Annotated in this window: 14 protein-coding genes; 13 read left to right on the top strand and 1 reads right to left on the bottom strand. The window is 40.2% G+C overall.

The genetic code is table 11. The features are described 5' to 3' along the window. On the bottom strand, nt 1–441 hold a 441-nt coding region (locus tag AAC037_RS06675), incomplete at its 3' end, for an SAM-dependent chlorinase/fluorinase (RefSeq protein WP_339902254.1). 100 nt (nt 442–541) lie between these two features. On the opposite strand from AAC037_RS06675, the gene AAC037_RS06670 reads away from it, so the two are divergent. The 13 genes from AAC037_RS06670 to gldG form a co-directional block, all read left to right on the top strand. Beyond that, nucleotides 542–1504 carry a PhoH family protein gene (locus AAC037_RS06670; protein ID WP_339902253.1) on the top strand — a complete coding sequence of 321 codons (963 nt, stop codon included), beginning with the start codon at nt 542–544 and terminating at the stop codon, nt 1502–1504. After that, nucleotides 1501–1947, top strand: a complete 447-nt coding sequence (locus AAC037_RS06665; protein ID WP_339902252.1) for a GNAT family N-acetyltransferase — start codon at nt 1501–1503, stop codon at nt 1945–1947. The genes AAC037_RS06670 and AAC037_RS06665 overlap by 4 nt, the downstream gene beginning before the upstream one ends. A 36-nt stretch (nt 1948–1983) precedes the next feature. Beyond that, nucleotides 1984–2544: a DUF3575 domain-containing protein gene (locus AAC037_RS06660; RefSeq protein ID WP_339902251.1), complete on the top strand. Its 561-nt coding sequence runs from the start codon at nt 1984–1986 to the stop codon at nt 2542–2544. A gap of 335 nt (nt 2545–2879) precedes the next feature. Then, nucleotides 2880–4841, top strand: a complete 1962-nt coding sequence (locus AAC037_RS06655; RefSeq protein WP_339902250.1) for a ComEC/Rec2 family competence protein — start codon at nt 2880–2882, stop codon at nt 4839–4841. A 79-nt stretch (nt 4842–4920) separates the two neighbouring features. Next, on the top strand, nt 4921–6843 hold the full coding sequence (locus tag AAC037_RS06650; protein WP_339902249.1) for a RecQ family ATP-dependent DNA helicase: 1923 nt from the start codon (nt 4921–4923) through the stop codon (nt 6841–6843). Beyond that, on the top strand, nt 6840–7427 hold the full coding sequence (locus tag AAC037_RS06645; protein WP_339902248.1) for a hypothetical protein: 588 nt from the start codon (nt 6840–6842) through the stop codon (nt 7425–7427). The genes AAC037_RS06650 and AAC037_RS06645 overlap by 4 nt, the downstream gene beginning before the upstream one ends. A gap of 3 nt (nt 7428–7430) precedes the next feature. Beyond that, nucleotides 7431–7982: an NUDIX hydrolase gene (locus tag AAC037_RS06640; RefSeq protein ID WP_303611635.1), complete on the top strand. Its 552-nt coding sequence runs from the start codon at nt 7431–7433 to the stop codon at nt 7980–7982. 83 nt (nt 7983–8065) lie between these two features. Next, entirely contained in the window at nt 8066–8779 is a 714-nt protein-coding gene (locus AAC037_RS06635) for a tetratricopeptide repeat protein (RefSeq protein WP_339902247.1), read from the top strand. Next, nucleotides 8779–9741: an L-threonylcarbamoyladenylate synthase gene (locus AAC037_RS06630; protein WP_339902246.1), complete on the top strand. Its 963-nt coding sequence runs from the start codon at nt 8779–8781 to the stop codon at nt 9739–9741. The genes AAC037_RS06635 and AAC037_RS06630 overlap by 1 nt, the downstream gene beginning before the upstream one ends. Nucleotides 9742–9779: 38 nt before the next feature. Continuing rightward, the gene (locus AAC037_RS06625) at nt 9780–10979 is read left to right on the top strand and encodes a phosphoglycerate kinase (RefSeq protein ID WP_339902245.1); all 1200 of its coding nucleotides are present in this window, start codon (nt 9780–9782) and stop codon (nt 10977–10979) included. 318 nt (nt 10980–11297) lie between these two features. Continuing rightward, a complete protein-coding gene (gene gldA / locus AAC037_RS06620; protein ID WP_339902244.1) occupies nt 11298–12206 on the top strand; it encodes a gliding motility-associated ABC transporter ATP-binding subunit GldA in 909 nt (302 codons plus the stop codon). 4 nt (nt 12207–12210) lie between these two features. Next, nucleotides 12211–12933 carry a gliding motility-associated ABC transporter permease subunit GldF gene (gldF, locus tag AAC037_RS06615; protein WP_339902243.1) on the top strand — a complete coding sequence of 241 codons (723 nt, stop codon included), beginning with the start codon at nt 12211–12213 and terminating at the stop codon, nt 12931–12933. After that, nucleotides 12926–14207 (top strand): gliding motility-associated ABC transporter substrate-binding protein GldG (gene gldG / locus AAC037_RS06610; protein ID WP_339902242.1); only part of this gene is annotated, 1282 nt, incomplete at its 3' end. The genes gldF and gldG, both read left to right, overlap by 8 nt.

Here is a 14207-nt window from a genome sequence, read left to right as displayed (position 1 = left end):
TAAAGGCCCTCCAAAGTCATGAATGGCTGCACCACTGGCCACTTTGGCGGCTATTGGTGCTAGAATATCTTTTGCCGGAAAGGAACTGTTTTTTATATGAATGTCTGAAAATTTAACAATAATGCCGGGATCATGATCTGCAAGCATGCTCAATACCCCATTGTTTGGCCCAATAAATATATGTTCGTTAAGCTTGATGCCGATATAGCCGTCTGTAATGCTGCTTGTAGTATTTAATGCAACAAGGTGAACAGTGCCCTTAGGAAAATCGTTATAAATAGACCGCAATAAAAAAGCGGCATGGGCGATGTCATACAAAGCAATTTCATGGCTAATGTCAACAATGGTTAACTGGGGATTGATGGATAGCATTTTGGCCTTGACTGCTGGTACATAGTAGTCTGAGTTGCCAAAATCTGAAATGAATGTTACCAAAGCCATATAAGTAAGTCAATTAAAAATTCGTACTTTTGCGTTAAGGATGCACAAAAATAGGTATTTTTAATTTGTTTTTAGAATTAGGTAAACAGAAGAAAACATATTGGTAGAAAAAGTCATTACATTGGAAAACGTTTCCCTCCTGGATTTCCTGGGCTCGGAAAACGAAAATATCAGGCAGATTTCCGCCGCTTTTCCCCAGAGTAAAATTGTTTCTAGGGGCAATGAAATCAGAATCAAAGGGCAAGCGCCGGAAATTCTTAAAATCAATGATATTTTAAACATGCTTTTGGAGCATTTTAACCGCTATGGCTTGGTTACTCCGGAGAATGTGAAGGAATACATTGATTTGGAAGGTGCCCCTCAAAAGAAATCTGAAAACATCAATGCAGTTATTCTCTATGGTAACAAAGGGGTAATCGTTCGTCCCAAATCCCCTAACCAGAAAAAACTTGTCGATGCTTCTTACAAAAATGACCTTGTTTTTGCTTTAGGTCCTGCCGGTACCGGTAAAACCTATATAGCCGTGGCTTTAGCAGTAAGGGCTTTGAAAAATAGGGAGGTAAAAAGGATTATCATTACCAGACCTGCAGTGGAAGCGGGTGAAAACCTTGGTTTCCTTCCCGGGGATCTTCAGGAAAAGTTAGACCCTTATCTAAGGCCCATTTATGATGCTTTAAGTGATATGGTGCCTACCGAAAAGCTAAGGTTTTATCAGGAAAATAGGGTGATTGAAATCGCTCCTCTTGCCTATATGAGGGGGCGGACCTTGCATGATGCCTTCGTTTTACTGGATGAAGCACAAAACACCACCTCAGAACAAATCAAAATGTTCCTCACTAGAATGGGGCCTAATTCCAAAGTGATCATCACAGGGGATCAATCCCAGGTAGACCTTCCTACCCGGCAAAAATCAGGTTTACGAGAATCCCTTCGAATTCTAAAAGGAGTAAAAGGAATAGGAGTGGTCAACCTTTCAGGAAGCGATGTGGTACGACATAAACTCGTAAAATCCATTATTGAAGCTTACGAGAAAAATGAAGTGGAAACGAAGCCTTCCAAATGACCTTAGCAGTAAAGAAAATCACAGAGGAAAGTTCACTGGAAAAGGCTTTTTATATTCGTGAACAGGTTTTTGTAAAAGAACAAAATGTGGCTCCGGAAGAGGAATATGATTCCTACGAAAACTTGTCCACCCATTTTCTTGTTGTCGAAGGAGACATGGGCGTCGGGACTGCGCGGTGGAGGTTTACCAAAACTGGCATCAAACTTGAAAGATTTGCTGTATTAAAAGCTTACAGAGGGCTTGGTGTAGGTGGAATGTTGGTGAGAGCAGTGTTGGAAGATGTGTTGAAAAATCCCTCAAATAAGAATAAAACAATATATTTGCATGCCCAAGTGACAGCCTTGGGCTTGTATGAAAAGCACGGGTTTGAAAAAGTAGGGGAGCGCTTTATGGAATGTGATATTGCGCATTACCTTATGTATTATAAACCAATAGGAGAATAAACAGAGTATTTAAATTATAGTTAACAGGTTTTTTTTATGAAAAATTTTATAGGTGCATTGTTGTTGGTAGTGTTTTTTGGAGGTATTGAGGCGAAGGCACAATCTCTAGAAAATCCCGGTCTTCCTCAGAATGAGTTGAAATTAAATATTTTCAATACAATCATTAATGGCTCCTTGGAACTTGGTTACGAGCATTTTCTTGACCAAAACCAATCTATTGGTTTGGGAATGACATTTATGGACCGCTTTGCATATGTGTCTGATCAAGGGGAGGGGAAAGATTTTCAGGCCACGAGTGCCACCTTGTCTTACAATTATTACTTTGTAACAGAATCAAACCCATCAGGAATTTATGTGTTTCCATTTTTGAAGTACAGGGGAGGGTCCTTTACGGAAGTCTTGGAGGACGTTGGAACTGTAGAAACTTCCATGAATAGTTTTATTATTGGATTTGGTGCCGGGTATAAATGGGTACACAATGATAAGTTTGCGCTGGGTCCATACATAAGTTTAGCCAGAGGATTTAACGACGAGGTAAGCGATCGCTTTGAGCCGGTAGAATTCAATGGTGGCTTTACCATTGGTTTTAGGTTCTAAAAATACTTTTAATACCTTCTTAATTAGAAGCCCATCAAATCCGGCTGTTTATGCTTGATTTGATGGGCTTTTTCTTTTTTAATATTTTCATATTAGTTGCTATAAGCAGGATGTTTTTCCGATAGTTGATTTTATCCTAAAAGTTAACTAAATTCTATTTCGAAAGTCTTTGGACAAGTTTACACAAAAGAGACATGTCTCTCTCGATCTAAAGATTCATGGACAACTGTCCATCAAGTTGGCCGCTTAATTTTCAGTTAAGCAGTCAGGAGCTTCTGGAGAATACATCAGAAGATTTGTAAGCGTTAGGGTTTTAGGTGTTTTGCCGTCCAAAAATGAAATTCAATGAATTTCCCTTTATTCGCTATACCATTTTCTTTGTTGTTGGAGTTTTATTCTACCCAATAACAAAGCAATTTTTTGGTGAAGCAATTTTGGCTATTCTGCTTTCTTGTTTAATGGGTTATATAGGGTTGACATTTTCCTACAGCCCAAAGAAAAGGACTTATTTTAAGGTGCTACTCCCCTCATTGGCCTACCTCGGTTTGCTTTTTTCCGGAATGTATGTGGCATCATTAAGAGATGTGAATTTAATTCCTGATCACCTGATTCACTTTTCTGAAATTAAAAGTTATCTCGCAAAGGTGGAGGAGGTAGATCAAATCAAACCGAATAGTCGCGGGAATAGACTGTCGGTACAAGCTGTTGAAACCAGCGATGAATGGTTACCGGCTCAAGGAGAAGTTCAAATTTATCACCAAAGTACCATGACTTTAGCGCCGGGAGATGTGATTTATATAGAAGGTGCCCCTCGTTTAATTGCTCCTCCTGCCAACCCGTCCATGTTTGATTATTCGGAATACATGGCCAGAAAAGGGATTTATTTCAGTCATTTTATAGGGAAGAAATTCAAGCTGGTATCTAGGCCGGAAAAAGCCTCTTGGTCTTCCGTAATCGTTGCTTGGCGACAATACTTAAAGGAGAAGATCGAGTTCCATATCAAGGATTCTCAGGCGAAACAAATCGCTTCAGCTTTATTATTAGGGCAAAAACAAGATTTGGATAAGGGGCTGAGCGAAGCTTATGCTACCGCGGGAGCCATGCATATTTTGGCCGTATCAGGTTTGCATGTAGGTATTGTGTATGGCTTTTTTTTCTTACTGTTTAGGCCCACAAAAATGGAAGGATTTAAAAGGGCAGGCTACCTAATTGTGATTGTCGGGGTGATCTGGTTTTATGCCATTTTAACCGGCCTTTCTCCTTCAGTACTTAGGTCGGCCACCATGTTTACTTTTATTTGTCTGGCACAAATGAATTCCAGAAACCCTTCTATTTTTAACCCTTTGGCCCTTTCAGCTTTGTTGCTCTTAGTTTATGACCCTTTTTTGATTTATGCTGTAGGTTTTCAGTTAAGTTATGTAGCTTTATTGGGAATCTTATTGTTTCAACCGCTTATTAGAAAAATGTGGTATCCCAAAAGCAAGGGGCTTAGATACCTTTGGGACATCACCAGTGTTGGGCTGGCGGCGCAATTGACCACTTTCCCTCTTGCGGTTCATTATTTCCATGTATTCCCTACCTATTTTATTTTTACCAATCTGCTAGCTATTCCGGCAGCATTTGTCATCATGTCCATTGGTGTTCCATTCTTATTGTTTGCAGCCTTTCCCGGTTTGGCCAACGTCCTTGGTTGGCTTTTGGATTATGCCATTCAATTTCTGAATCTGGGTATATTCGGTTTGCAGAAACTTCCTTTTGCTCGCATGGATGACTTGTTTATGCATTTGCCTGAAATGATTTTGTACTGGGCCTTTCTTTTTTGCCTTTATCACTGGATTTTGGACAGGAGAAAGCACCGGCTTGTGGCGATATTCGCCTTGGTTTTCGTATTGGGGTTTTATCGGATAATTTTAAGTTTAGATAGGGCTTCAGAAGAATATATGGTCATCTACAAGCTTAATAAAGGTGTGGTAATGGATTACAGCCACCAAGGTCAGCTTTATACAATAGAATGGGAGGTAGATCCTGACGAACTAAATTATAATGTTCGACCCCACAGGGTCAAGGTAATGGGGGGCGCTGCAAAGCCTCTTGCTTTTTGGGTCAAGGAGGGACTGTGTGGTATTTCTCTCCCGATGAATAAAGAATTGCTTTTGGATGCCAATACTTTATTGCCAACAACATCTCATGGCTTGACTATGTATTTTTGGGAGAATGGAAAATGGTGGCCTCACCAAGAAGCTACCCCTCAAAATCCTATTTCTAAAGGAGCGATTAAAATAAGTTTCAACAATTAGGAGCAGACCTTGTGAATGGGGCCAATGAAACGTAATTTGGATAAAAATTGTATGCGATTAGCAGCTCAATTGCCACTCTATGGATAATCAAGATACTTCAGCGCTGGCAATCCTAAAGAAATTCTTTGGGTACCAAGATTTCCGCCCCCTTCAGGGAGAGATAGTTAAGGCTATTTCTGAGGGGAAGGATTCTTTGGTGTTATTGCCGACAGGTGGAGGGAAATCCATTTGTTTTCAGGTGCCTGCCCTGATGAAAGAGGGACTTTGTTTGGTGATTAGTCCCCTAATTGCCTTAATGAAAGATCAGGTAGATCAATTGAAAAGTAGGGGTGTGAAAGCCATGGCTATTCATTCCGGGCTAAGAAAAAGAGAGATTGATACCCTCCTGGACAATTGCGTTTATGGTGATTATAAATTTTTATATGTTTCTCCGGAAAGGCTCAAAACCGAGCTATTCATAGAGCGCTTCAAAAAAATGAATATTAACCTTATTGCAGTGGATGAAGCCCATTGTATTTCCCAATGGGGCTATGATTTTAGACCTTCTTATCTGGAGATAGTCAAAGTAAGAGCGTATTTCCCCGAGGTTCCCATGGTGGCCCTTACCGCATCTGCAACCCTTAAAGTTAGGGCTGATATTAAAGAGAAATTAGAACTGAAAGCACCTTCTGTTTTTGTAAAATCCTTTAGAAGAGAGAATTTATCTTATGCTGTTCGCTGGGTGGAGAATAAGCTGGAAAAGGCTGTAGAAATACTTCAAAAAGTACCCGGTAGTGCCATTGTCTATATTAGGAGTAGGAAAGGTACCAAGGCTGCCGCACAACAGCTCAGTCAATTAGGGATTTCGGCCACTTTTTACCACGCAGGTTTAGATCCAAATACCAGAAATGATAGGCAGGGAAGTTGGATTAGGGGAGATATACGGGTGATGGTAGCTACCAATGCCTTTGGGATGGGGATTGACAAGGCGGATGTACGGTTGGTGATACACCTAGATCTTCCGGAAAACCTTGAAAACTATTACCAGGAAGCCGGAAGAGCAGGTCGTGATGGCATCAGGGCTTATGCGGTACTTTTGGTTCGAGAAAAAGACTGTATCGCCTTGAAGGAAATGGCAGAAATAGCTTACCCTCCCGAGGAGATGTTAAAAAAAGTTTATCAGTGTTTGGCCAACTATTATCGTCTGGCCGTAGGAAGTGCCAACATGGTAAGCTTTGATTTTGATTTTCTTGACTTTACCAGCTCGTATAATTTAGATATTTCACTCACCTACAACTCCATAAAAGTTTTACAAGAAGAAGCCTTGCTACTTTTTTCAGAGAGTGTATTTCTTCCTTCTTCCTTGCATTTTCTGGTTTCTCAAAGTAAAGTGTATGAAGCCCAGATAGCCTATGCCAAATTGGACCCATTGATTAAATTATTGTTGCGACTGTATGGTGGAGAACTCTTTGTAAACTATATTCATATAAGTGAAAGTAAAATTGCACAACTGCTGAAAGTCTCGGAGAAAGAGGTATTGCAAATGATGAAGAGAATGGATGAGCTTGGATTGGTAGATTATTCAGGAAGAAAAGATCAGCCGCAAATTACTTTTGTCACCCCAAGGCTGGATGCAGGAGCGCTACCTTTGAACAGAAAGAGAATAAGTGAAAGAAGAGAGGAGGCGGTTAGTAAAGCGGCAGAAATCATAGAATATGTAAAAAATAATAAAATTTGTCGTACGGGGCAAATTGTAAATTATTTTGGAGAGAAAAGTGACTTTACCTGCGGTATTTGCGACAATTGTATACAAAATAAAAAAGATAATAATAAGGCACTTTTAAAGAAAAAATTGATAGATCAAATACTTAAAACTTTAACATCCGGAGTGGCGTTTTCAATAGAGGAGTTGTTTACTGAGATCGGTGAAACCGTAGATGATTTTTCTGTGGGTTTAATTAGAGAATTGGAGGACGAAGGATTGATTTTCACAGAAAAAAATGGTAAAATCAAATTGAAATGAAGTTTATAGATTCATTATTAGGAAATCTGTTTTCCGGAAAAAGCAACCGGGCAGTCATAAGGGAGAATTTTACCCGCTCTCAGCAGGAAGAGCAGGAGGTGTCCTTATGGTTGGAAGGGGAAGAAGGGGCAGGTACCTTGAAAATGGTCTATGATAATTACCATTTGAACCGGGCCGGAGTTAATAAACAGCCGGAAGTTCACCTGTTTCAATCTTCCTATGCCAATGGGTTTGCTGTGATATACAGTGATCCATTTACATTGGAGAGCTTTTCTAAATTGTTTTTTGGTTTAGGGCAAAGGATGTTGGATCTGGGGTACAGGAAAGTAAGTATGGACCGTAAAATTGATGATGTAAATGATCAAGTAAGAACGACTGAAAAATTGTACTTTAAGCCTTTGACTTCCGGGGAGGCCATTTCAGGAAAAATTGATCAGCTATTTGGAAATGTAAGCTTAGAAAAGATATATTTAGACAATAAGCCCGACTACCTGAAAGTTCTGGTAACATTGTATTCCGACAGGCAATACCATGATGCCAAACCTTTTGACCAGTTTATGGATAAATTATTCAAAGCAGATTAGTATATGGACAGAGAAAATCTAAAGTGCTTGATTGAAAATTACAGGACACCTTTTGAAGAGGAAAAAGCCATGGTACCCGGGTTTTTGGAACTTTTAAATGATCCTGATGCCTTCAAAAGAGAAAGAAAAGCCGGGCATTTCACAGCCTCTGCATGGATTGTTAATAAAAGACGTACACATGCGCTACTTACGCTCCACAGAAAACTTCAGCGTTGGCTCCAATTGGGTGGGCATGCAGATGGTAATGAAAACCTTTTGGAAGTGGCTTTAAAGGAAGCTCAAGAAGAAAGTGGTTTGCAATCCATTCGATTGGTGGACAAATCTATTTTTGATTTGGATCGGCATGTGATTCCGGCAAATGATAAGGAAGAAAGACATTTTCATTATGATGTAAGGTTTTTAATAGAAGCAGAAATGGATGAGCCGCTTATCATAAGCCCGGAGAGCAAGGATCTCGCATGGGTAGGCTTTGACCTGACGGCAGAACTGGTTGGTTTCAATGATTCAGTATTGCGGATGTTGGAGAAAACAAGTAAATCTGAGATTCTATTGTAAGACTTTTCTTTGTACTTGTTTTTTGTTCAAACCTTAAGTGGATTGTGCACCAAGTATTCTTATCTTTGCAAAAAATTAATGAAATGCATAAAAATATATGGAGTAGCTTCATTGTTCTCTTTTTCCTGATTTCCTGCCAGCCTTCTTCAGAGGAGCTGTTTGAAGCCGGAATAGTGGCTTTGGATGAACAGGATTTTGACACAGCAATTGGGCATTTAAACAGACTGGTGGAAAATGACACTAGCCATGCTCCGGCGTGGAATGCCAGAGGGGTGATATTTTTCCAAACCGGTAAATGGGATGATGCCATTGATTCTTTTTCCCGGTCCATTGAATTGGATGAAAACAACTATAAACCTTTTTTTAATAGGGGGAATGTTTACATGGAAAAGGAGGAATATAAAAAGGCTTTGGTTGATTATAATCGAGCAAACGGCCTTGACTTTAATCAGGTAGATATTTATTATAACCGTGGCCTTGCTCTGTTGGGGCTTGAAATGTATGAAGATGCCTTGATTGATTTTGACAAGGCGCTGCATGCAAACCCTGAACAACCACAGGTATTATTCAACAAAGCAAAAGCCCACCTGGGGAATAATGATCCCTTAACTGCTATTGCCACTTTAGAAGAGTTGATCAGAATAGATAAGCGAAATGGCGCTGCTTTTTACCTTTTGGGTGTAACGGAAATGAGTGCCCTGGGTAACAAAGATAAAGGCTGTGAGTATCTTCAAACTGCCTTGTCCTTGGGATACACGCAAGCAAAAGATTGGATTGACGAATTTTGTGCGGAATAATGGCTGAGATTGGTAAAGACATTGAGAAATCGGCAGCATTATTGTCTGAAGGGCAATTGGTTGCTATTCCCACCGAGACGGTTTATGGATTGGCTGGAAATGCCTTGGATGAGAATGCGGTATTGCAGATCTTCAAAGCGAAAAATAGGCCAAAATTTGATCCATTAATTGTCCATTTGCCGGGCATTGATCAGGTGCATGCCTATGTTGAATCGATCCCTGATGAGTTAAAGGCCTTGGCAGAAGCTTTTTGGCCCGGACCTCTTACTCTGTTACTGCCAAAAAAATCCATTATTCCTGACTTGGTCACTAGTGGTTTGGCTAAGGTGGGCGTAAGGGTGCCCAATCATCCAATAACGCGTAGTTTATTGGAGTTGGTGGATTTTCCATTGGCTGCTCCCAGTGCCAATCCCTTTGGCTATATCAGCCCTACAAGTGCCGGCCATGTGGCCAACCACCTTGGAGACAAGTTGTCCTATATTCTAGATGGAGGTACTTGTGATGTTGGTTTGGAAAGCACCATTGTTGGCATGGAGCAAGGTCAGGTGATTATTTACCGGCTTGGAGGAATATCAGTAAATGAAATAGAAAAGTTGGTAGGGAATGTATTGATTCTCCCCCAGTCAAGTAGCAACCCGCAATCTCCGGGGATGCTAAAAAGCCACTATGCACCTAGAAAGCCAATGGTTTTGGGGAATTTAGATGAGCTGATGCAGCAATACCAACATGAAAAAGAAAATTTAGCGGTGCTTTCTTTTAAAAGGTTTTTCCCTGAGGTAAAAGCAACCAATCAGGTAGTGTTAAGTGAGTCAGGTGATTATGACGAAGCCGCAAGGAACTTGTTTTCCGCCATGCGTTCCTTAGATGAAACCCCCGCTACAATAATTTTAGCTGAGGAATTACCGGAAATACATCTGGGTAAAGCGATAAATGATCGGTTAAGAAGGGCTGCTGCCAAATAAAATGTTTATTTTTGACGTATATTTTAAACCTACAAAGCATGAACAATCGAATTAAAACAGTAGATAACGTTGATTTCAGTGGAAAAAAAGCACTTGTAAGGGTGGATTTTAATGTTCCTTTGGATGATCAGCATACCATTACAGACAATACGAGAATCGTATCTGCAGTCCCAACCATCAAAAAAATCCTTAATGATGGAGGATCTGTTGTGCTTATGTCTCACCTTGGAAGGCCTAAATCAGGTCCTGAGGATAAGTTTTCCCTTAGGCATATTATCACTGAGCTGAACAAAGAACTGGAAGTATCGGTAAAATTTGCTAAAGACTGTATTGGCACAGAAGCAACTCAGTTGTCTACAAGTCTTAAGCCTGGTGAAGTTCTACTATTGGAAAACTTAAGGTTTCACAAAGAGGAGACAAAAGGGGACAAGGAGTTTGCGAGAAAATTAGCACAGCACGGAGATATTTACGTAAATGATGCCTTTGGTACGGCACACAGAGCACATGCCTCTACTGCTATAGTTGCTGAGTTTTTCAACGACAAAGTGGCCGGCTATTTGATGCAGGCAGAACTTGAAAATGCAGATAAGGTTTTGGGTTCTCCAGAAAGACCATTTACAGCCATTATGGGAGGAGCAAAAATTTCCGATAAAATCTTGCTTATAGATAAATTATTAGACAAGGTCGATAACTTGATTATTGGTGGGGGAATGTCTTATACCTTTGCCAAAGCTCAAGGTGGAACCATAGGCGATTCATTGCTTGAAGCAGATAAGATGCCTCTTGCTCTTGAGCTTGTAGAAAAGGCCAAGCAAAAGAATGTAAACCTTATTCTCCCTGATGATGCGGTTACCAGCACAGACTTTGCAAATGATGCAGAACAAAGTACAGCCAAAAAAGGGCAAATTCCTGATGGTTGGATGGGATTGGATATTGGTCCGGAAACAAGAGTGAAATTTGCAAATGTTCTAAAAGACTCAAAAACAATTCTTTGGAATGGTCCTATGGGCGTATTTGAAATGAGTAGCTTTGAAAAAGGCACCAAAGCAGTCGCAGAAGCAGTTGTGGCAGCCACAGAAAATGGTTCTTTTACCCTAATTGGTGGTGGAGATTCAGCTGCAGCTGTGAATAAGTTTGGCTTTGGAGAAAAAGTTTCCTTTGTATCTACCGGTGGAGGCGCATTGTTAGAGTTGATGGAAGGAAAAGTGTTACCGGGTGTAAAAGCTTTAGAACCATAAAATTGGGCTAAAGTCAACACAACAAGTTGCTTTAAAAGCAGGACTTGAAAGAAACTTAGGTTTTTTAATTAAACTTTCATTTCTGTGCTTCTTATATATGAATTTTAGTCAGACACCGTTATCTTTATAACGGTGTCTGCTTTTTTACAAGCATTTTTATTGCTGAATCAAATTTAATTACCCGTTGTTCGGTAAATAATTATTGGAGATAAGTGGATGCTAAAGGCTGGGTATATGAAGATGTATTACCCTATTATAGAATTATAGCCTAGAACAGTAGTGAAGGCCTCTACTTCCGGATTGATTTTCATTTGAACCATGTCCATAGAAATTAATCATCTTTCAAAAAGTTTTGGGGAGCAAAAAGTGCTCAATGATATCAGCTTTCAAGCAAGCCCCGGTCAGGTTTTAGGGTTTTTGGGACCCAATGGAGCCGGCAAATCCACCACCATGAAAATTATTACCGGCTATTTACAGGCCGATGCGGGAGAAGCCTTGGTCAATGGGATTTCTGTTAAGAAGCACCCCATAGCAGTAAGTAAATTGATTGGTTACTTACCTGAACACAATCCCTTGTATGATGAAATGTATATTTCTGAATTTTTATCATTTATAGGAGGACTTTACCAGATGAAAAAAAAACATCGCCTGGAAAGGGTGGAAATGGTGATGGACCAATGTGGGTTAACAGATGAAAGGCGCAAAAGAATAGGTAATTTATCCAAAGGTTATAGGCAAAGGGTTGGATTGGCGAAAAGCCTTGTGCATGATCCTGAAATTATCATCTTAGATGAACCTACTACCGGATTGGATCCCAACCAATTGGTTGAAATAAGGCAACTTATTAAAGCCATAAGCCAAGATAAAACCCTGGTGTTAAGTACGCATATCATGCAGGAAGTGGAGATATTGTGCGACAAAGTGGTGATTATAAAAAAGGGGAAAGTGGTAGCCCAAGATGCCCTACAAAACCTTAAAGCCAAAGCAGGGAAATCTATCGTTTTGTTGGAAACCGAAGAAAGCTTAGAAACCGAATGGATCGATGGACTTTCTTACAGTAGTGTAGAAATAAAACAGCCCGGACAAATGGCTTTTACTTGCAAGGATCCTAAAAAATTAAGAGCTGAGATTATTGAATTGGTTCAAAGCAGGGGACTTAATCTGGTAAGCATTCGACAGGAAGAGAAGAATCTGGAATCAGTTTTTCAAAGCTTAACTCAAAATTAGTAGTATGCTAAGTCTGTTTATAAAAGAGGTCAATGCTTTTTTTAGTAATTTATCTGCCTATCTAATTACCGCTGTTTTCTTGGTTTCATTGGGGTTGATAGTATGGGTGTTTCCCGGAACCAGTGTTTTAGACTATGGTTATGCAGATCTGGAACCTTTGTTTAGTTATACTCCTTTCGTTTTTATTTTTCTTCTGCCGGCCATTACGATGAGGATGGTAGCTGAGGAAAAAAAATCCGGAACTTGGGAGTTATTAAAGACTTCGCCTTTAAAGAATTACCAGATAGTATTGGCCAAATACTTGGCAGCCTTGGTGCTTTTGTTTTTTTCTCTAATTCCTACCTTGGTTTACTATTTCAGTATTGTGCAGTTGGGAGATACCATAGGCAATATAGACAGTGCCAGATTCTTCGGTGCTTATATAGGTTTGTTTTTGGTAGGTGCCTTATTTGCTGCTGTGGGTTTATTCAGTTCCTCTATTACTTCCAATCAAATTGTTTCTTTTGTGCTTGCCGTTTTCTTGTCTTTTCTCTTGTATGGAGGGGTTGGAGCATTGGCCACCTTGAGCTCAGGAGATCAAGCATTATGGTTGCAAGGACTGGGGGCAGACTTTCATTATGAACAAATGGGAAGAGGGGTAATAGTTTCAGAAAACATTTATTATTTCATTGGAATGATACTTACCTTTTTGGTATGTTCCTGGGTTATGATCAATATAGATGAATAGAAAATACAGTGCTCTACTTTACGGGATCCTGGCCATATCATTGATTTGGTTTTTAGTGCTCAATTTGGACAAATGGTGGTCTTTTAGACTCGATATGACCGAAGAGGGGAAATACAGCATCGGGCAGGCCACCTTGGATATACTCGAAGACATGGACGGTCCTTTGGAGGTAGATATTTTGCTGATGGGAGACCTGCCTCCGGGAATGAAGCGATTTCAAAGAAATATTGAACAAACCCTGAAGACTTTTCGATCCTATAGCCGAGAGGAAATTAGTATTAATTATGTAGATCCTTTAGCTGTTGCAGGGGATAGCAGTGAACAGTATATAATCAAATTGGCAGATTATGGCATCAACCCTACCAATCTCCATTCCAGCAGGAACGGTACACAAGCTACACAGCTGATTTTTCCGGGGATAGTTTTGAGGTCTCCTTCCAAAGAAGCCGGGGTTTTGCTGTTGAAGGGAGAACTGGGTATGGGGCCTGAGGAAACCTTGAACTTGTCCATTGAAAATTTGGAGTTTGAAATTGGACAGGCCATTAAAAGGTTGTATACCGTAAATAAGCGTGCCATTGGAATAATAATAGGGCAAGGAGAAATGGTCGAGGATGAAGGGTATGGTATGGTGGAGGCGCTCAATGAGGATTTCGAAGTGTATAAAGTCCCTTTTGAGCAAGCCAAAAGCGTGGCGGATCTTTTGACATTTGAGGTCTTGATTGTTGCCGGTCCCAAATCAGCCTATGGAGAAAGGGAAAAATATTTGTTGGATCAATTTCTCATGTATGGGGGCAATATCCTGTTCATGATGGATCAAATGACAATGAATCTTGAAGAAGCAGGAGGGAATGGCACTGTGGCCATGCCTTTTGATTCCGGGATCGATGACCTGCTTTTTCGTTACGGGGTACGGATCAATAAGGATTTGATTAAGGATTTGAATTTTGGCTATTACCCGGTCGTTTCAGGTGAGTTTGGTAATCAACCGCAAATTGTTCCTTTGCCTTGGCCATTTTATGTGCAAGCGGGGAAAATGGCAAACCATCCGATCACCAAAGGCTTAGATTTGGTGCAGTTTCGCTTTGTAAGTAGCATTGATACCGTAAAGGCTGATCAGGTGAAAAAGAAACCTTTAATTTTTTCCAGCAATTATAGCCGAAGAGAAAGCGCCCCTGTTAGGGTGGCCTTTAAAGACATGTCAAAAGAACCTGATATTAAATCATTCAATAGTGGAAGTCTTCCGTTGGTTTACCTTTTGGAAGGTAAATTTACTT

Source organism: uncultured Cyclobacterium sp. (genome assembly GCF_963976465.1).
Classification (GTDB): domain Bacteria; phylum Bacteroidota; class Bacteroidia; order Cytophagales; family Cyclobacteriaceae; genus Cyclobacterium.
Note: the sequence above shows the minus strand (reverse complement) of the source record. Positions and strands in the feature narration are given on the sequence as shown.